We start from the raw sequence: 17,398 nt of genomic DNA, 5'->3' as shown, positions 1-17,398 counted from the left end.
AGTTTCCAAAAAATGATCAAAGCGGTTTTTCATTCAATACTTCTCCACAAATACAAGGACGCATAGCTTAAATACGGCGCCCATTCGCTGCTTACCTGAAGCATCACGTCTTTTGACGGTTTATCCTCAAGGGCGAAGCGGCGTTTGATGGCATTTTGCAGGCCGATATCCGCCAAAGGAAACAGATTCGGGCGGCCGAGGCCGAACATGAGGACGTTTTGGACGGTCCACGGGCCGATGCCTCTGATGGTGATCAGCTTTTTCATAATGTCTTCATCCGATAAATGGGTAAGTTCCGCCAGATTGAGCGCTCCGTCTGCAATCATGCGTGAAATGTCAATCGCATATTCCGCTTTTCTCATGCTGAACTGGAGCTCCCGCAAGTCCTGATAATCAAGCGCCGCGATCGTTTTCGGCTCGGGATAGCACCAGACGCCGTCTTTTTGTTCACCGAAGGCATGGACGAACCGTTCCGTTAAGGTAAATGCGAAAGACAGGTTGAGCTGCTGGTGGATGATGCATTTCATGAGACAGTTGTAGACGTCATATTCCAAGACGAGCGGGGTTCCCGCATGCTCCTCAAAAAGCGCCGACAGATTTGTTTTTGAGAAATGATCAAGCACAGGCTGAAGCGGCTGTTCCCATTGAAAAATGTGTTTGATCCGTTCAATCATCTCCTCGCGGTCCGTTTCTCCGCTGACGAGGAAGACCGGGTCTGCGGCGGTGCCTTCCGCTTGAACCGTGATGACGGACAGTTTGCCGTCCCGTGTTCTGAGCGGCACTTTGATTGATCTTGCATGAAGATCGACCGCATTCAGCGGATCGAGCGACAGCCTTTCAAGGACTTTATCAAAATGATACGGCGGCGTGACCGAAACCGTTTCCTTCCACATATGCTCCACCCCTTTTTGTCCAAGTATATCATGAAGCGGCCGGGCGGCAATTCGTATACTTTTCTTCATAACGCCGCATGATATAATGGCAGGCGGAGGGTTGTTTATGATACATATAACCGCAATCACAACACATAATGAGATATTAGATAATATCCCCCTATCACGTACAGAACAACCGGACATCGCATGGTACTGGATTGATTTTTTCGGCGCTGAGATGCATGAAACCGAGCTGCTGCGGGATTATTTTCACTTTCATCCGCTTGCGATCGAGGATTGCTTTCAGCACATGCAGCGGCCGAAAATCGACCATTATGACGGCTACCGTTTTTATGTGCTCCACGCCTTGAACCCGGACACACTGGAAATGGAAGAGGTGGACATTTTTCAGTCCGACCGTTTCATCGTCAGCTTCCATTTGCACGAATCGCCCGGCGTCTCAAGGGTGAGAGAACGGTTTTTCGCTTCTCCGGGTTTAGCCAAAAAAGGGCCCGGGCACATCACTTATATGATTATGGATCAGCTTGTCGATGAATATTTCCCCGTGCTGTACAAAATAGAAGACCGGCTGAATGAAATTGAAGACAGCAGAACACATAAATCTTACGGCACTTTAATGAATGAAGTGTTTGAATTGCGGACTGATCTTTTGAACCTGAGACGGACGATCATTCCGATGCGCGATTTAATGTACCGGATTTTGAGCCTTGACCATGTAAAAGAAAGCCGTGAAACGAAGGCATATTTCAGCGATATTTATGACCACCTGTTAAAACTGGCCGAGCTGATCGAGTCAAACCGTGATATGACGTCAGATTTGCGGGACAGCTATGTGACGCTGAATTCAAACCGGATGAACGCCATTATGATGACATTAACCATCGTCTCGACCATTTTTATCCCGCTGACGTTCATCGCGGGGGTTTACGGCATGAATTTCGATAACATGCCTGAGCTTCATTGGAAATACGGGTATTTTATCGTTTTGGGCGTCATGGCCGTTCTTGTGGCCGCCATGCTGTTTTGGTTCGCCCGCAAAGGCTGGTTTAATATTTTCAAGTAAGAACGGCTGCCGGCTGTTCTTTTTTTTGAGAAAACATGATATGTTGGAAAAAAACGTAAAGAGGTGTGCGCCGTTACCATCTTTTCTCACAAAATCATTTCTTCTGTCCTCCTGCTATTCAGTGTTATGTCCATTGCCCCGCTGTATAACGGCTGTACGGTGTCTGATTACATCTTTGAGTCGCTCGGCTTTTCTTCCTGGTCTGAAGACGGAGCCCATATCTCCGTCATTCCCGGGGTCGTCCTTTACTTTGCGGCGTTAATCTGGTGTGCCGCCGCGTTCAGGCGGACGCTTCCCGCGGCGGGGCTGTTTCTGATCTTTCTCAGTATGGGGGCCGCTTCCGGTATCAGTCCTGCCACCGAATATGCCGCTTTTTCCTTAAAACAGTTCGCGCCCGAAAAAGAGGCTGTCGAATATTTGAAGCACCGCAGCGAATGCAGCCATCTGATTGAGCGAAAAAGAGCGGGCATGAGCTGCACGCTTTATATCAATCATTATGGAAAAGGGGAACAAACCATTTCTGTCACGCCGGATTTATCAGAAAACATAAAGGACGTCACATTCAAATCAAAAACGTTCACTGTAAAACCCCGTTCAAAAACAATCATCAAAACGCGGTTTAGCGGATTTTATAAGGGGAAAGCCGCCTCAGACTCCGGATGGTCTTCAGAACCTGAACTGAAAGTGGCAATCCTGTACACAGCAGAATAACCATTTCGCATGTATAATGGTGGAAAACTTTTCATTGGAGGGACTGTCAAATGAAGATCGCCATCGTCGGACTCGGCAATATGGGCCGCCCCATCGCCGAAAATATCATGAAAGCCGGATACAGCCTGACTGTATATAACCGGACGAAAGAAAAAGCGGCTGACCTGCTGGATAAAGGGGCCGAATATGCCGAAACGCCCCGCCAGGCAGCTGAACATGCGGACATCGTGCTTTCAATGCTGTCAGACGATGAAGCCGTAACAGGCGTGACGTTCGGAGCTTGCGGCATTATTGCCGGGTTATCTGAAAACGGCATTCATATTTCAATGAGTACGATCAGTACGGCGCTGTCAGAACAGCTCTCCGCCGCACATTCGGGCAGAGGGCAGTCCTTTATTGCCGCTCCCGTCCTCGGCCGCCCCGATGCCGCCGAGAAGGCCGAGCTTCGCATCATCACAGCCGGACCGGCAGAAGCGAAGAAAAAGGCCGAACCGCTGCTTAACATCCTGAGTCAGCAAGTATTTGATACGGGTGAAGAAACAAAAACGGCCAATGCCGCGAAAATCAGCGTCAATTTCTTGCTCGTTTCTATGCTGGAGGCGTTATCTGAATCATTCTTAATGATGGAAAAGTTCGGTTTAGAACAAAAACAATTTTTAGAAATCGCCGGTGCGCTTTTTGGCTCTCCCGTCTATCAAAATTACGGCACGATCATGGCTGAGGAAAAATTTGAGCCTGCCGGTTTCAAAATGTCTTTAGGGCTGAAAGATACCAATCTGGCGCTCGCCGCCGCAGAACAGATTTCCGCAAAACTCCCTCTTGCCGAACTGGCGAAGAGCCATTTTGAAAGCGGGATCGCACAAGGCTTCGGAGATCTGGATTGGGCGGCATTGATTAAATGTATCAAATAACAAAACACCTCTCCATTACCAGGAGAGGTGTTTTTTACAGGCGCGGCAGCTTCATTTCTTTCTCAAACATCAGGTCATCAATGCTTTTAAACGTGTAGCCTTCTTTTTTCAAATCGGTAATGGCATCGTCCAGAGCTTCTGAATTGTCCTTTGAAACAGTGTGAAGAAGGTAGATCGCGCCGGGATGCGCCTGCTTTATCATGTGATCATAGGCGTATTGTTTCCCTTTTTGCTCGTTAACCTTCCAGTCGACAAATGCGACGGACCAGAAAACGGTTTGGTAGCCGAGACGCTTCGTTTCTTTGAGGACATATTCGCTGAATACGCCGCGCGGCGGACGGAGATACAGGTTGTCCCGCTTTCCGGTAATGTTGTACACAGCTTCCGTGACGGAATCGAGTTCGTCTTGAATCTGATCGCCCGTTTTTGTCGTCAGATCAGGATGATGAAAAGAATGATTGCCGATGATATGGCCTTCCTTTGACATCCGTTTAATCAAATCAGGCTGCTCTTTCACAAAATGACCCGTGACAAAAAAAGTGCCCGTGACGTGATGTTTTTTTAACACATCAAGCACTTTCGGGGTGTACCCATTTTCATATCCGTTATCAAACGTTAAATAGATGGTCTTTTCTTTCGTATTGCCCAAATAAAAGGCATCATATTTTTTGACCAGATTGTCCAGCTGTCTGCCGGCATCCGGCGGCTGATGATTGACGCTGCGTTTAAATCCCCAGTTTATCCGTTCATTCGGCACGGCTTCTGCGCTGTTGATGCCTCCCGCAAGTAAAACGGCCATGCAGCAAATTGAACAAAACCATTTCATGACCAGCACTCCTTCTGCATTTTTCCTTATTTTGCAGTTGGCCCTGCCCTTTTATACAGCCGCATTATGGAAAAAGAAAAACCCCGGCATCCGCCGGGGGTTATTCCCAATCCTTTTTAAAGCGTTCGTATTTTGCTTCCAGATCATCAAGCATGCCGATGAGCCGATCTATATCTTCAACGTCCGTTGATTCAGGGTCTAATGAATCAATGACATTCATAAACATATCGAGTCTGTTCTTCAGGTAATCAAGCTGCTGATCTTTGCTGTTTACTGCATTCCCCATACTTCCACTCCATTCATTTTTTATAATGGTAGCGTATTTTTTGGCGTTTTTCAATGGTTCCGCTACTTGCGATCTTGGCAGATCAGGTCTAAAATTAACAGTTGGCAGACGTTAGTATGCCCCATTTATAAAGGAGTTAGATAGTCATGACACAAAACACAGCACTGCGTCCGATCACACCGGAGTACGATCCTTGGGAAGCGTACATGGATGTCGACCAGTATGGAGATATGAAATTGACGAACGTTGAATTCACAACGACGACTTTGTGCAATATGAGATGCGAGCACTGCGCCGTCGGGTACACGCTCCAGCCGAAAGACCCGAATGCGCTGCCGATCGACCTTTTATTAAAGCGGCTTGATGAAATTCCTCTGTTGCGCTCTATCAGCATTACGGGCGGCGAACCGATGCTTTCGCTGAAATCGGTAAAGGAATACGTCGTCCCGCTTTTGAAATATGCGCATGAACGCGGCGTGCGCACACAGATCAATTCAAACCTGACGCTTGATATCGGGCGCTACGAACGGATTATTCCTTATTTGGACGTTCTTCACATTTCCCACAACTGGGGAACGGTCGAGGACTTTGCTGATATCGGATTTGCGATGATGGAGAAGAAACCGACATTTGAACAGCGGGCGCGCTATTTTGACAAAATGATTGAAAACAGCCGCACGCTGGTCGAAGCAGGCGTAATGGTTTCAGCGGAAACGATGCTGAACAAACGCACGCTGCCGCATATTGAACATATTCACCGGCAGATTACGGAAGAAATGAAATGCCAGCGGCACGAAGTCCATCCGATGTATCCGAGTGATTTCGCCAGCGCGCTTGAATCACTCAGCCTGAAGGACATGAGACAGGCCATTCATCATCTGCTCGACATTCGCGATGAAGAGACATGGATGCTGTTCGGCACGCTCCCGTTTTACGCATGCAGCCCTGATGAAGAAGACCAGAAGCTCCTCCGCCGCCTGCGGGAAGCGAAAAACGTTACGGTGCGAAACGACCCTGACGGCCGCTCCCGCCTGAATGTCAACATTTTTGACGGAAATATCATTGTCACGGATTTCGGCGATACACCGCCGCTCGGCAATATTAAAACAGACAGCCTTCCCGAAGCATATGACAAGTGGAGACAGACGAAGCTGAGCAAAGAGCTGAACTGCCGCTGCACAAACGTCCGGTGCCTCGGACCGAACGTCCTTGTCAAAAACAGTTATTATCAGGACACGGATTTTTCATTACGAAAAGCCAGAGGTTAACAGAAGATGGAAACGACAATTACGGATATTTTGAAAAGCAAAGTGGTTGAGATCATCATCGTCGCTCTCGTTCTTTACGCCGGTGTTTTTCTGATCAACCGCTTTGTCCAGGTGTTATTTAAACGCATAGATTTCTTGGAGGAACGGAAAGGGAAAACGATTGAAAGCCTCGTCCGATCCATCACCCAGTATACGGCGACGATCGGTTTTATCTTTTACGTCATTTCGTTATTCGTTCATGATTTCGGCCGAATTTTAGCCGGGGCGGGTGTTGCCGGTATCGTCATCGGTTTCGGCGCCCAGTCGTTAATCAAGGACATATTGGCCGGTGTCTTTTTGATATACGAACGCCAGCTTCATAAAGGCGATTACGTGACGATTAACAATCTGTTCAACGGCACAGTCGAAGAAATCGGGCTCCGTTCCCTTCAGATCCGTGAGTGGACCGGCAAGCTGCTTACCATTTCAAACGGTGAGGTCAGACAGCTTCAAAACTATAACATTGATTTTATGCGGATTACCGAGTCCGTCGTGATCAGTTATAAAGAAGATCCCGAGCGGGTATATGCCGTCTTAGAAAAAGCTTGCGACATGCTCAATGATGAGCTTCGCGATTCACTGAAGCGGGATGAATTTCTCAATGCGACGGAGCCGTTTCAAGTGCATGGAATCATGAGCCTGAACAAATTGACGAGAGGCATAGAATTTACCGTCAAAGGCATGGTTCAAGATAAAGAATACTTCTCGGCGAGCCTTGCGGTGAGACGCGTTCTTGCCCGGGAGCTGTACAACAACAATGTGCAATTGCTTGAGGAAATGTATCACACACAAAAAAGCTGATTCCCGAACCGGAATCAGCTTTTTTTAGTTATCTCGGCTGCGCTGTCATTTGAAAACCGAATGTGACGTGATCCTGAACCGGAATCCAAGCCCCGATTCCTTGCGAAGTCACATTTTTGACGACAAGTTTCCGCTTGCTGCCTTTCAGCACCAAATACACTTCACCGTATGTTACTTTTCCTTTTTCATTAACGGCCGGAGCGTAGGCGTGCAGGTAGCCGAGCCGCTGCGGAGAAATTTTGTAGGTTTGATCGCGTTTTGTGCCTGCGCCGATAACCGTTTCAAAAGCGAGCGGCAGTTTTGTTTTCTTCATCGCTTTTTGCATCATCATACTTTTTACGTCTTCTGCGTTCGGCACCTTCGCTGTGAGCCCGCCTTTGATTTTGTATTGCTGTTCTTGGGCGTATGAGATAACCGCGGTTTGCTGTCCGCCCCGGTTATCCGCTCTGTTCGTATTGATTTTTTTATATTCCCAGTTGGCGACCGTTTCGTTCGATTGATAGCCGAGCGCCCATTTCCCGAGAAATATTGTCGCCCGGTAGCCGATGGCAAGCGGTGAACCGGAAACCGAGGATTCATTCAGCATTTTTATCAGATGCGGATTTTCGATGTTGATCTCGGATGTATCTAACAATTCCTTTGCCAGTTTGCTCGGCTGAAGCATCGGCTGGTCCTGTGAAGCATTCGGATACGTATTTTCCTTTGAAATGCTTACGACAGAGTTAGGAACCTTAAACGGTTTCTTTGCACCGGCAGACGGCATTGCGAAAAAACTAAAGGATAACAGCAGAATCAATGTGGCATGAAACAGCTTTCTCATCATATCACTCTTTCTATAGCATTTTCCTTTAGTCTTTTCCTACGCAATCGTTGTTATCCGCATTTTTTACAGGTTAAAGCAGGAAAAAACCGATCGCCATGATGACATAAGCGGCAAGGAGCGTAGCCCCTTCAAACCAGTTCGAATCGCCGTCATTTGAAATCATCGTCATCAAAAGGACGGATGATATCATCGCCACAAGCTCGGGCAATGTGAATACAAGCGGCATATTGACCGGAAAAAAGATAGAACAGATCACAAGAACCGGGGCTACAAACATGGCGATCTGCAAAGTCGAACCTACCGCGATTTCAACGGCGACATCCATCTTGTCTTTGTACGCCATAATAATCGCTGACGCATGCTCTGCGGCATTTCCGACAATTGCGACGATAATCACCCCGATAAACAGCTCGCTCCAGCCGAACTGTTCAGCCACCGCATGAAACGTATGGACAAGGTTTTCAGATATGTAGGCGACAATAATAGTTGAAATAAATAAGACGGCCGTCGCTCTTTTCCCTGACCACTCAGGCTGCTCCTCTTCTTTCTTTGCCTCCGGCTGATTCGGCTGATAAACACCGCGGTGGGTGACGAGCTTGAAATAAAGAGCCGCCACGTACAAAAGGATCATGATAATGCTGATGCCGACACTCAAATTTAGCTTGCTTTTCTCCCCCATATCCATGGAAAACACTTCGGGAATGACAAAAGCTACGATAATGGCAAAAATCAGCAGGCCTGAATTATGCCGTGCATCATGAATATTGAATTCCTGCCGCTTATATTTCAAACCGCCGATAAAAAACGACAGTCCCGCGACGAGCAAAAGATTGCCGAGCACCGAACCGGTCAGTGAAGCAAGAACGATGCCCGTCAGCCCTTCTTTTAGGGCAAAAAGCGATATAATCAGTTCTACCGCATTGCCGAACGTGGCATTCAGCAGACCGCCGATCCGCGGTCCCGCGATAATGGCAAGAGATTCAGTCGCTCTCCCCATATAACTTGCAAGCGCAATAATCGTCAAGCAATAAATAATAAACAAAACCGCTGACGGCCAGTGCATCAGGCCGCCGATGACTGAAAGCGGAACTCCCGCCGCAGCCGTAAAGAAAAAAATCCGATTCATATCTGCCTGGCTCCTTTTTTCGAATAAGTCTTTTTATATCCTTCTCAAAAACTCCCTCAATTACACTTCCTCGGCAGCCCGAATTGGCATTTTCAGGTTGCCGGACGCGGAAAATCCGTGTACGATCAAGAAAGATACTGAAGAAGGAGAAATACGCGATGTCACGACTGTACTTCTTTATTTTGGTTCTGCTTGTTTCCATCTCCGGATTTTCCCAAGGCATGCTGCTGCCGGTGATCTCCGTCATTTTTGAAACGAACGGAGAATCCGCAGCCATAAACGGACTTCACGCAACCGGCCTTTATATCGGCGTGCTTCTGGCGTCGCCGTTTATGGAGGCCCCGCTGCGCAAGCTCGGATTCAAACCTCTGATGGTCATGGGCGGATTTCTTGTTATCATCAGCTTATTCAGTTTTATTTGGCTTCAATCCATATGGTTATGGTTTTTTCTTCGGCTGCTTATCGGAATCGGGGATCATATGCTGCATTTTTCAACCCAAACGTGGGTGACTTCCAAGTCAACGCCCCGAAACAGAGGAAGAAACATTTCGCTGTACGGACTGTCCTTCGGGCTTGGATTCGCTGTCGGCCCGTTCATGGTCCCTCTTGTGAAAACAAGTCCGTCCCTTCCGTTTATCGTATCCGGCTGTATCAGTCTTTGTGCCTGGCTGTTTGTGTTTGCCTTACGTAACGAGTACCCGGCGCAAGGTCCGGATGAAACATCCGGAGACAACAGCGCAAAACGGTTTTACCGCGCCCTTCTTTTCGGCTGGGTCGCTTTTCTCCCGGCTTTCGGGTACGGTTTTTTAGAAACGGCGCTGAACGGAAGCTTTCCCGTGTACGCCCTTCGTTTAGGCATATCCGTGGATGCCGTCGCGCTGATATTGCCCGCTTTTGCCATCGGAAGTATTGTATTCCAGTTCCCTCTCGGTTTATTAAGCGATCGATTCGGGAGAAAACGTGTCCTGCTCGTCATCTTATTAACGGGTGCCCTTTGCTTTTTGACGGCCGGACTGTTTCCGTCGCCTTCTGTCATCGGCTGCTGCTTTTTCACGGCGGGGATGGCGGTCGGCAGTATGTTTTCCCTCGGCATCAGCTATATGAGCGACCTGCTGCCGTCCCATCTGCTGCCGGCGGGCAACCTGCTCTGCGGCATTTCCTTCAGTCTCGGAAGCATGATCGGCCCGGTGGCGGGCGGCTGGTATATGCAGCGGTTTGAAAGCGCCAACTTGTTTTACTTTATTACGGTGATTCTGGTCTGTATTTGGCTTGCGCTCGTCTTCGGGAAAACAAAGCACAGCCCCGCTTCCGAATCCCATTCTTTTCCGGCCACATAAAAAAGCCGCCTGATCTGAGCCAGGCGGCTTCTTTCTAGTGGTATCCGTTCTGCCCGTTGGCGCTTCCGCTTGTTTTATTCTTCGGGCCGTTTTTTGAGTTTTGTTTATTATGGCTTCCGCCTTTTTTCGTATGCTTCGTCATAGCCGATTCCTCCGTTTTTCAGCTTGAACGTCATCCGTTCCTCTATAGCTTGCTCCCGCGGTACGGATTTTCATCAGGAAGCTTTTTACGTTTATGTAAAAGCGCGTTGATTTCTCCTCCTAAAATCAACAGGGTTCCCGTAAGGTAAAACCAGATCATAAGGACGATAATCCCCCCGATGCTCCCGTATGTGGCGCTGTAGTTGGCAAAGGTGCCGACGTAAAATGAGAACAGCATACTGACGATAATCCAGCCGGCTGCCGCGAATACGGCTCCCGGCAGGACAAAACGGAGGGAAAGCTTTTTATTCGGCGCGAATATGTAAAGCGCGGTAAACACGATTAAAAGGATAAGCGGACTGATACCCCAGCGGACAACCGACCACACCTGCAAAAACAGGTCCGAGGCGCCGATGAAATCCGCGGCCAGCATTCCGATTTCTCTGCCGAACACCGGCAGAAGCAGTGCGATTAAAATCGTAACCACCATCGCAATGGTTAAAAAAATTGAGGTCAGGCGAATGATGATAAATGAGCGGTTTTCCTCGACTTCGTAGGCATGGTTAAATGCTCTGACAATCGCGTTCATACCATTCGAAGCCGACCAGATGACGGCGATAATCCCGAATGACAAAAGCCCGCCGCTGCGCTTGTTCAGCGTTTGCTCCGTTATGGATTTCACCATGGACATGGCGCTGTCGGGCGCGTATTGATCGACCGCCCCGAGCACGTCTTCTGCCGATATGGGAAGATAGGCGGTGAGCGTCAGCATGAAAATCATCAACGGAAACAATGACAGCAGGAAAAAATACGCCAGCTCCGCCGATTTACTTTGTCCTTCATGCAGAGAAAACCTTGCAAACAGCTCCTTTATAAAACTCATGACATCCCACCTCAATGATCGTTTTTCGAAAAATGCTCCTTCGTTTCTTTTAACAGGTCAATGACCTGCGGTGTCGTCTGCTTCAGCTTGGTGATCTGCCCGTTTAAAAAACTCAGATCGTCCGATACGGTATTGGCGATGATTTTCACTTGATCCAGTTTTGCGGAAGCCTGCTGTTTCAGGGCTTCAGGATGTTTTCGGTAAAATGCCGCACGCCGCCTGCACGCGTCCATATTCCGGAAACATGCCTCTCTCGTCGGCTTATGTAATAAGGACAGTGCTCCGCCGGCGGCAGCGCCGATCAGAATCGCTTTTGCCATGATGCGTGTCTGCTTCATCGGTCAATCCCCCTTATAAATGATGGTCTTTCTTTATTGTCTCCAGCAAATGACGGCACCCGGACTCGACCAAAGCGTACACCTCGCTGAAATTTCCGGTATAATACGGATCGGGCACGTCGGCAAGGTCCGACTCCGGTACATAATCAAGCAGCCTTGCAATACGCGGCGCCGCTTTTTTATAACCGGCCATGCTGCGCAAATGTCCGATATTTTCTGCATCCATCGCAATGACGTAATCAAAATCGGTCAGATCAGACTCACGGACCTGCCTCGCCGTGATGCCGCTTGCGCTGATCCCTTTCTTCTCCAGGATCTCCTTTGTCCCTTCATGCGGCGGATTTCCCGCATGCCAGGCGCCGATTCCCGCTGAATCAATGTTAATCTGCCCGTTCAGCCCGTTTTTCTTCACCATATCAGAAAATACCGCCTCTGCCATAGGCGACCGGCAAATATTTCCCAGACAGACAAACAGCACATGTATCATATCGATAACCTCCCTATTCTTTCCCCGCATTTTGAGGATCAAAAACCTTATCAACATCTTAGCAATTTTTCTGCGGCTGTGGAAATAAGCTTTTATTCTAAATGAATTCTGTTAGAATAAAGGGTACGAAAACGGTCATGAAAGGATGCATGAATTTGCCGAGCCAACAAACAGAAACGTTAAACAAAATGATTGAAGACATTTCGCAAAAGCTCAACATGCTCAATGTCGGCGTCATCAGAGCGGAAGATTTCAGTGATGAAAAAATAGAAGATCTTACATACCTTCATCAAATGGTCATGAAAAAAGCATCATTCAGCCCGAGTGAAATGCAGGCCATTGCCGAGGAGCTCGCTTCTCTCAGAAAATAAACCCATGTCAGACCTGCCGAAAAACGGCAGGTCTTTTTTTATTTAAAAAAGTAAAAAATAAAAGTTCATCGGTTTGACACATATAAAAAGAAGGAGTATAGTAACTGTGAACTTGGTAGAACGATATACCAAATGAGCGGGCCGCTTATCTTTTTTTGTTTAGTAGAACGATATACTCATTGTGATATCAGCGTTATTCAAGTTTGTCTATGCAATCGTTTTATCAAACCAGTTTTCAAAGAAAGGCAGTGGTTCAATAAAGGGGAATGGTGCTGTGCTTTTATCAATTAAAAAAATAATTTAATTCTTTATTAACCGCATTAGGGGATGTCATCATGAAAAACATATACACCAAAATGGCAGCGGGTCTTTATATTAACTATTTCCTGCTGGGCATGATCAATATTATTATTGCATCCAATATGGAGGCATTATCAAAACAGCTTCATACTTCCGCAGCCGGTGTCAGCTATTTGGTCTCCGCCATCGGGATCGGGAAGCTGATTTCGCTTCTGTTTGCCGGGAAGCTTTCGGATACATTCGGGAGACGGCCGTTTATCGTGTCGGGCGCCTTTCTGTATCTGATTTTCCTAATCGGAATTCCGCTTTCGACAAACTATACGGCCGCGTTTATCTTCGCTATTTTCGCCGGGATCGCCAATTCCTTTTTGGATTCCGGGACATATCCGGCGCTTATTGAAGGATTTCCGAAAAACGCAAGCTCTGCAACCGTGTTAATCAAAGCGTTTGTATCCATCGGCGCGACGGTGCTTCCGTTTTTCATCGCGTTTATTGCGGACAGGCATTTGTTTTACGGCTGGACGTTTTTCGTACCGGGCATTATTTTCTTCCTGAACGGCTTTTTCCTGTTGAAAGTTCCGTTTCCGAATCATAAGCAAAAAGAAGACGGCGGCCGGACGGAAGCCTCTCCGTCTGATGACGCGTTCACATCACAGCCGTCGATATGGCGCGAAGGCCTCGCAATCATTCTGTTAGGCTTTTCATCAACGGCGCTGTTTATGCTCGTTCAAGTATGGCTTCCTAAGTTCGGGCAATCCGTTTTGGGCATGCCTGAGGTGCAGGCCGTCAAATTGTTGAGCTATTACAGTATCGGGGCGCTTGTGTCCGTGTTATTGCTGGCTGTGCTGTTAAACAGAGTGATTCAGCCGATTACGGTAATGGTGCTGTACCCTGTGATCGCGGCAATCGCGCTGCTTGCTCTGATTTTCATTCATCAGCCGGCCGTATCAGTCATCAGTTCCTTTGTCATCGGACTTTCAACTGCGGGCATTCTGCAATTGGCGATGACGGTTATGGCTGTTTTATTCCCTAAAAATAAAGGTACGATCACATCTTTTGTTAATATAGCATCAAGCTTATCTTTTATTGTCATTCCGCTTGTAACGGGAGCGATATCCAAAGCCGCCGGCCTGACGCCTGTTTTTCTGCTTGATATCGGAATTGCGGCCGTCAGCGCCCTTCTCGCATTGTTTATCGGAATCCGCTTTAAGCAAGTGATGAAAGCCTGACTATTTTTTAAGGGAGAGGATTTATCATGCATTCTATCACGATCAGAAACACGGTCATCGGCGAAGGGCTTCCGAAGATCATTGTGCCGCTGATGGCGGCCGGAGAGAAAGAACTGCTCGAAGAAATTGAAGCCGTCAACGGGCTTCGCCCGGATATCATTGAGTGGCGGGCGGATGTATACGAGCATGTTGACAGCCTGGACGCCGTAAAAGGCATGCTTGAAAAGCTGCGGAAAGCCGCAGACGCAACACCGCTGCTTTTCACATTCAGAACCCATAAAGAAGGCGGAAATAAAGTTATTGATGACCGCTTTTACATTGAATTGCTTAAAACCGCCATCGAAACAAAACATATTGACCTTGCAGACGTTGAGCTGTTTACGGGAGAAGCGGAAGTCAAATCAATTGTGAAAACCGCTGAAGACAACGGCGTATATGTCGTCATGTCCAATCATGATTTTCATCAGACACCGAAAAAAGAAGAAATCATTTCCCGGCTGCGGAACATGCAGGCGTACGGCGCGCACATTCCGAAAATCGCGGTGATGCCGCAAAGCACGGAAGATGTTTTCGTCTTATTGGATGCCACTCACACGATGAAAACACAATACGCGGACCGGCCGATCATCACGATGTCAATGGCGGGAACAGGCCTGATCAGCCGCCTGGCCGGCGAAGTCTTCGGCTCAGCGTGCACGTTCGGCGCGGGTAAAGAAGCATCAGCGCCCGGGCAGATTCCCGTTGAGGAATTGCGCAGCGTACTCAGCATTTTAAATAAACATATGTAATCAGCGTTTTTTGCCCTCAAAGCGGGTTGAAAAACAAATGAATGGACTAACGGAGGAATACATCATGAAGAAAGAATTAGGACGGATTAACGGAAAAACTCAGCTTATCGGATTATTCGCGACACCGATCGGACACTCTTTATCTCCGGCGATGCACAACCTGGCGTTTAAAAAATTAGGATTGAACTACGCTTACCTCGCGTTTGAAGTCGGCAATGAACAGCTGGAAGATGTGGTAACGGGAATGCGTGCCTTAAACGTCAGAGGCTTCAATGTCTCGATGCCGAACAAGATGAACATTCTCCCTTATCTCGATGAACTCGCGGATTCAGCGAAATTCACCGGCGCGGTAAATACAGTCGTTAATGAAAACGGCAGACTGATCGGACACTCCACTGACGGTATGGGATACGTCCGCAACTTAAAAGAACACGGCATCGATATCACAGGGAAAAAAATGACGCTGGTCGGTTCCGGCGGGGCCGCCACTCCGATAGCGATTCAATCCGCATTGGAAGGCCTCGGAGAAATCTCTATTTTCGCCCGCAATGACGCGTTTTTCGAAAAAGCGGAAGAAAATGTCCGCATCATCAATGAAGAAATGAAGGGATCTTCTTGTAAAGCGAAAGTCTTCCCGCTCGAAGATCAAGATGCGCTGCGTGCTGAAATCGCTTCAAGCGATATTTTCACAAACGGAACAGGTGTCGGCATGAAACCGCTTGAAGGCTTGAGCGTTATTGAAGATACATCCATGCTCCGTCCGGATTTGATTGTGACAGACGTCGTTTACAACCCCGTTACGTCGAAATTGCTTGAACAAGCTCAAGCGGCCGGCTGCAAAACCATTAACGGTCTCGGCATGATGCTTTGGCAGGGCGCCATGGCGTTTGAATATTGGACAGGCCGTGAAATGCCGGTTCAGTATATTAAAGAGCAAATGTTTGAATAACATATTGTGACAGAAGCGCCGAAGGACAATCCGTCTTCCGGCGCTTATCTTTTTCCCCCTCCTCTCTCTTTCTTCTCATGCGCCAAAACGCTTATAATGGATGTAACGAATAAAAACCAAGTGAGGAATGCGACGTATGAAACAGCAAAAAAAACGCCGGGTGACATTGCAGCAGGTCGCCGAACATGCCGGCGTCTCAACATCCACCGCTTCATTAATTGTCCGCAATAATCCCCGAATTTCCGAAGCGACCCGTGAGAAAGTGCTGCAATCCATGCGGGAGCTGGGGTACGTATATGATCGGGTCGCCGCGAATTTACGATCACAGACGTCTACAACGGTAGGATTGATTATCACTGACATTTCCAATACGTTTTTCTCAGAGTTTCTGATCGGCGTTCAGAATACGCTTGAGGAAGTCGGATTAACGGTGCTGTTAGGCACGACATTTGATTCCGTCGCCAAGCAGGAGCAGCTGATTTCGACCATGCTGGAGCACAGGGTCGGCGGATTGATTTTGTGTCCGGTTTCAGGTGCGGCTGAGGAAACCCTTTCCCGCCTTGAGCAGCTTGACATTCCGGTCGTGCTCGCCGTCAGGGAGATTGCCGATGCAGACTGTGATTTTGTCGGAGCCGATTATGAAGAAGGCACTTATAAGGCAGTGCGTCATTTCATTGAGAAAGGCCATCAGGAGATTGCGTTTCTGGGCGGCGTGAAGCACTCATCAACATGGACGAAGCGTATGAAAGGGTTTAAAAAAGCGCTCCGTGAAGCGGATCTGGAAGTGAAAAATGAATATGTCATTGACAGCGCGCCGACCCGCGAAGCAGGCTGTGAGGCCGTGACGGAGCTCCTCCGCCGGTCTGAGCGCCCGACCGCGATTTTCTGCTTCAGTGATTTGGTCGCGTTCGGCGTCATGCAAGGGATCAGAAAAGCCGGGCTCGTTCCGGGCGAAGATATTGACATTGTCGGCTTTGATAACGTGCCGGAAGCTGAAATTTCTTATCCCCCGCTTACAACCGTTTCTTCCTTTCCACGGCAGTCGGGAAAAGAAGCGGCTCAATTGCTGCATCATAAAATCACCAATGCCCAGCACAAAAAACAACGCATTATTCTGGCGCCTGAGCTGGTCATCCGGGAATCTTCACAAAAAAAGCGGAACGCCTGATACGGCGCTCCGCTTTTATATTACGCAAGCAGTTTTAATGATTCGCGGTTGAATGCCGGAATGTCATCCGGTGTGCGGCTTGTGACCAGCTGGTTCTGGCAGACGACGACTTCTTCATCCACCACATTCGCGCCCGCGTTTTCCATGTCGATTCGGATTGAAGTAAAACCTGTCGCTTTGCGCCCGTCCAATGCTTTCGCGTTGATGAGAAGCTGAGGTCCGTGGCAGATGGCGAACACCGGTTTTTTATCATCCATAAACGCTTTGGCAAATTGGACGAAACGGTCATCCGCACGCAGCATGTCAGGAGAGAATCCGCCCGGGATCAGCAATGCGTCAAAGTCTTTCGGATTCACATCATCGATGGACGCGTCCACTTTCACTTCCGCTTCCCCTTGTTTGCCTTTGACTGTTTTTCCTTTCTCCTGTTCAATTACGGTTAATTCATGACCCGCATCTTTAAAAGCTTTCGCAGGTTCAGTATACTCGACATCCTCAAAGTAATCCGTTAATACAACTGCAATTTTTTTACCCATAGTTACTACCTCCTGCTTGATGAAGTCTACATAAATCCATGTACCCCAGCCACACTAACATCAAACATAGGTAACGCGTTTACCGCCCGCCTGTTTTACATAGGTCATTATCCTCATTTTT

General features: G+C 48.1%; 20 protein-coding genes. 11 read left to right on the top strand and 9 right to left on the bottom strand.

Going from position 1 to position 17,398, the window contains the following annotated elements; all coding sequences use genetic code 11:
* Window positions 1-29: 29 nt before the first annotated feature.
* Entirely contained in the window at window positions 30-893 is an 864-nt protein-coding gene (locus VP472_RS04000) for a DNA-3-methyladenine glycosylase family protein (protein WP_043866920.1), read from the bottom strand.
* Between the two features lie 106 nt (window positions 894-999).
* On the opposite strand from VP472_RS04000, the gene corA reads away from it, so the two are divergent.
* From corA to VP472_RS03985, 3 genes are all read left to right on the top strand, one after another.
* Window positions 1,000-1,959 (top strand): magnesium/cobalt transporter CorA, encoded by a 960-nt coding sequence (corA, locus tag VP472_RS03995; RefSeq protein WP_003155549.1) that lies wholly within the window; start codon window positions 1,000-1,002, stop codon window positions 1,957-1,959.
* A gap of 63 nt (window positions 1,960-2,022) precedes the next feature.
* Complete coding sequence (locus tag VP472_RS03990; protein ID WP_094247154.1) at window positions 2,023-2,670, top strand: hypothetical protein; 648 nt, start codon at window positions 2,023-2,025, stop codon at window positions 2,668-2,670.
* Window positions 2,671-2,720: 50 nt separating this feature from the next.
* Window positions 2,721-3,581: an NAD(P)-dependent oxidoreductase gene (locus tag VP472_RS03985; RefSeq protein WP_146276346.1), complete on the top strand. Its 861-nt coding sequence runs from the start codon at window positions 2,721-2,723 to the stop codon at window positions 3,579-3,581.
* Window positions 3,582-3,615: 34 nt separating this feature from the next.
* On the opposite strand, the gene pdaA is transcribed toward VP472_RS03985, so the two are convergent.
* Both pdaA and VP472_RS03975 read right to left on the bottom strand, forming a co-directional pair.
* A complete protein-coding gene (pdaA, locus tag VP472_RS03980; RefSeq protein ID WP_003155556.1) occupies window positions 3,616-4,407 on the bottom strand; it encodes a delta-lactam-biosynthetic de-N-acetylase in 792 nt (263 codons plus the stop codon).
* A 100-nt stretch (window positions 4,408-4,507) separates the two neighbouring features.
* Window positions 4,508-4,693 carry an SE1561 family protein gene (locus tag VP472_RS03975; RefSeq protein ID WP_003155558.1) on the bottom strand — a complete coding sequence of 62 codons (186 nt, stop codon included), beginning with the start codon at window positions 4,691-4,693 and terminating at the stop codon, window positions 4,508-4,510.
* Between the two features lie 146 nt (window positions 4,694-4,839).
* Here VP472_RS03975 and yfkAB point away from each other — a divergent pair, with 146 nt between their 5' ends.
* Both yfkAB and VP472_RS03965 read left to right on the top strand, forming a co-directional pair.
* Entirely contained in the window at window positions 4,840-5,961 is a 1,122-nt protein-coding gene (gene yfkAB, locus VP472_RS03970; protein ID WP_071181636.1) for a radical SAM/CxCxxxxC motif protein YfkAB, read from the top strand.
* A 6-nt stretch (window positions 5,962-5,967) separates the two neighbouring features.
* Window positions 5,968-6,801: a mechanosensitive ion channel family protein gene (locus VP472_RS03965; RefSeq protein WP_015388541.1), complete on the top strand. Its 834-nt coding sequence runs from the start codon at window positions 5,968-5,970 to the stop codon at window positions 6,799-6,801.
* A gap of 28 nt (window positions 6,802-6,829) precedes the next feature.
* Here the strand turns inward: VP472_RS03965 and VP472_RS03960 are convergent, their stop codons facing one another.
* Both VP472_RS03960 and cax read right to left on the bottom strand, forming a co-directional pair.
* Window positions 6,830-7,624: a YfkD famly protein gene (locus VP472_RS03960; RefSeq protein ID WP_088005349.1), complete on the bottom strand. Its 795-nt coding sequence runs from the start codon at window positions 7,622-7,624 to the stop codon at window positions 6,830-6,832.
* Window positions 7,625-7,694: 70 nt separating this feature from the next.
* On the bottom strand, window positions 7,695-8,750 hold the full coding sequence (gene cax, locus VP472_RS03955; protein ID WP_070081505.1) for a calcium/proton exchanger: 1,056 nt from the start codon (window positions 8,748-8,750) through the stop codon (window positions 7,695-7,697).
* 158 nt (window positions 8,751-8,908) lie between these two features.
* Between cax and VP472_RS03950 the strand changes: the two genes are divergently transcribed.
* Entirely contained in the window at window positions 8,909-10,087 is a 1,179-nt protein-coding gene (locus tag VP472_RS03950; RefSeq protein WP_014304624.1) for an MFS transporter, read from the top strand.
* 184 nt (window positions 10,088-10,271) lie between these two features.
* On the opposite strand, the gene VP472_RS03945 is transcribed toward VP472_RS03950, so the two are convergent.
* The 3 genes from VP472_RS03945 to VP472_RS03935 are packed head-to-tail and all read right to left on the bottom strand — an operon-like array spanning window position 10,272 to window position 11,936.
* Entirely contained in the window at window positions 10,272-11,111 is an 840-nt protein-coding gene (locus VP472_RS03945; protein ID WP_003155567.1) for a YihY family inner membrane protein, read from the bottom strand.
* A gap of 11 nt (window positions 11,112-11,122) precedes the next feature.
* Window positions 11,123-11,449, bottom strand: a complete 327-nt coding sequence (locus VP472_RS03940) for a hypothetical protein (protein ID WP_063095962.1) — start codon at window positions 11,447-11,449, stop codon at window positions 11,123-11,125.
* A gap of 13 nt (window positions 11,450-11,462) precedes the next feature.
* Window positions 11,463-11,936, bottom strand: a complete 474-nt coding sequence (locus tag VP472_RS03935; RefSeq protein WP_115941313.1) for a low molecular weight protein-tyrosine-phosphatase — start codon at window positions 11,934-11,936, stop codon at window positions 11,463-11,465.
* Between the two features lie 155 nt (window positions 11,937-12,091).
* Between VP472_RS03935 and VP472_RS03930 the strand changes: the two genes are divergently transcribed.
* From VP472_RS03930 to VP472_RS03910, 5 genes are all read left to right on the top strand, one after another.
* Window positions 12,092-12,307 (top strand): DUF1128 domain-containing protein, encoded by a 216-nt coding sequence (locus VP472_RS03930; RefSeq protein WP_003155571.1) that lies wholly within the window; start codon window positions 12,092-12,094, stop codon window positions 12,305-12,307.
* Between the two features lie 335 nt (window positions 12,308-12,642).
* Window positions 12,643-13,836 carry an MFS transporter gene (locus VP472_RS03925; protein ID WP_003155573.1) on the top strand — a complete coding sequence of 398 codons (1,194 nt, stop codon included), beginning with the start codon at window positions 12,643-12,645 and terminating at the stop codon, window positions 13,834-13,836.
* Window positions 13,837-13,862: 26 nt separating this feature from the next.
* A complete protein-coding gene (gene aroD, locus VP472_RS03920; RefSeq protein WP_063095960.1) occupies window positions 13,863-14,624 on the top strand; it encodes a type I 3-dehydroquinate dehydratase in 762 nt (253 codons plus the stop codon).
* Between the two features lie 64 nt (window positions 14,625-14,688).
* On the top strand, window positions 14,689-15,573 hold the full coding sequence (locus VP472_RS03915; protein ID WP_024085012.1) for a shikimate dehydrogenase: 885 nt from the start codon (window positions 14,689-14,691) through the stop codon (window positions 15,571-15,573).
* Between the two features lie 136 nt (window positions 15,574-15,709).
* Window positions 15,710-16,741 (top strand): LacI family DNA-binding transcriptional regulator, encoded by a 1,032-nt coding sequence (locus VP472_RS03910; RefSeq protein WP_153986651.1) that lies wholly within the window; start codon window positions 15,710-15,712, stop codon window positions 16,739-16,741.
* 20 nt (window positions 16,742-16,761) lie between these two features.
* Here VP472_RS03910 and VP472_RS03905 read toward each other — a convergent pair whose 3' ends face one another.
* Complete coding sequence (locus VP472_RS03905; RefSeq protein ID WP_003155578.1) at window positions 16,762-17,277, bottom strand: type 1 glutamine amidotransferase domain-containing protein; 516 nt, start codon at window positions 17,275-17,277, stop codon at window positions 16,762-16,764.
* Between the last annotated feature and the right edge of the window lie 121 nt (window positions 17,278-17,398).

This window comes from Bacillus sp. MT(2024) (genome assembly GCF_036362845.1).
Taxonomy (GTDB): Bacteria; Bacillota; Bacilli; order Bacillales; family Bacillaceae; genus Bacillus; species Bacillus velezensis.
This window is presented reverse-complemented; position numbering and strand designations above follow the sequence as displayed.

Excerpts from the sequence above, each read along its gene's own strand:
- VP472_RS03940 (WP_063095962.1), bottom strand. The coding sequence starts at position 11,449 with ATGAAGCAGACACGCATCATGGCAAAAGCGATTCTGATCGGCGCTGCC.
- yfkAB (WP_071181636.1), top strand. The coding sequence starts at position 4,840 with ATGACACAAAACACAGCACTGCGTCCGATCACACCGGAGTACGATCCT.
- VP472_RS03950 (WP_014304624.1), top strand. The coding sequence starts at position 8,909 with ATGTCACGACTGTACTTCTTTATTTTGGTTCTGCTTGTTTCCATCTCC.
- VP472_RS03905 (WP_003155578.1), bottom strand. The coding sequence starts at position 17,277 with ATGGGTAAAAAAATTGCAGTTGTATTAACGGATTACTTTGAGGATGTC.
- VP472_RS04000 (WP_043866920.1), bottom strand. The coding sequence starts at position 893 with ATGTGGAAGGAAACGGTTTCGGTCACGCCGCCGTATCATTTTGATAAA.
- cax (WP_070081505.1), bottom strand. The coding sequence starts at position 8,750 with ATGAATCGGATTTTTTTCTTTACGGCTGCGGCGGGAGTTCCGCTTTCA.
- VP472_RS03910 (WP_153986651.1), top strand. The coding sequence starts at position 15,710 with ATGAAACAGCAAAAAAAACGCCGGGTGACATTGCAGCAGGTCGCCGAA.
- VP472_RS03965 (WP_015388541.1), top strand. The coding sequence starts at position 5,968 with ATGGAAACGACAATTACGGATATTTTGAAAAGCAAAGTGGTTGAGATC.
- VP472_RS03975 (WP_003155558.1), bottom strand. The coding sequence starts at position 4,693 with ATGGGGAATGCAGTAAACAGCAAAGATCAGCAGCTTGATTACCTGAAG.
- VP472_RS03935 (WP_115941313.1), bottom strand. The coding sequence starts at position 11,936 with ATGATACATGTGCTGTTTGTCTGTCTGGGAAATATTTGCCGGTCGCCT.
- VP472_RS03915 (WP_024085012.1), top strand. The coding sequence starts at position 14,689 with ATGAAGAAAGAATTAGGACGGATTAACGGAAAAACTCAGCTTATCGGA.
- aroD (WP_063095960.1), top strand. The coding sequence starts at position 13,863 with ATGCATTCTATCACGATCAGAAACACGGTCATCGGCGAAGGGCTTCCG.
- VP472_RS03960 (WP_088005349.1), bottom strand. The coding sequence starts at position 7,624 with ATGATGAGAAAGCTGTTTCATGCCACATTGATTCTGCTGTTATCCTTT.
- VP472_RS03985 (WP_146276346.1), top strand. The coding sequence starts at position 2,721 with ATGAAGATCGCCATCGTCGGACTCGGCAATATGGGCCGCCCCATCGCC.
- corA (WP_003155549.1), top strand. The coding sequence starts at position 1,000 with ATGATACATATAACCGCAATCACAACACATAATGAGATATTAGATAAT.
- pdaA (WP_003155556.1), bottom strand. The coding sequence starts at position 4,407 with ATGAAATGGTTTTGTTCAATTTGCTGCATGGCCGTTTTACTTGCGGGA.
- VP472_RS03925 (WP_003155573.1), top strand. The coding sequence starts at position 12,643 with ATGAAAAACATATACACCAAAATGGCAGCGGGTCTTTATATTAACTAT.
- VP472_RS03945 (WP_003155567.1), bottom strand. The coding sequence starts at position 11,111 with ATGAGTTTTATAAAGGAGCTGTTTGCAAGGTTTTCTCTGCATGAAGGA.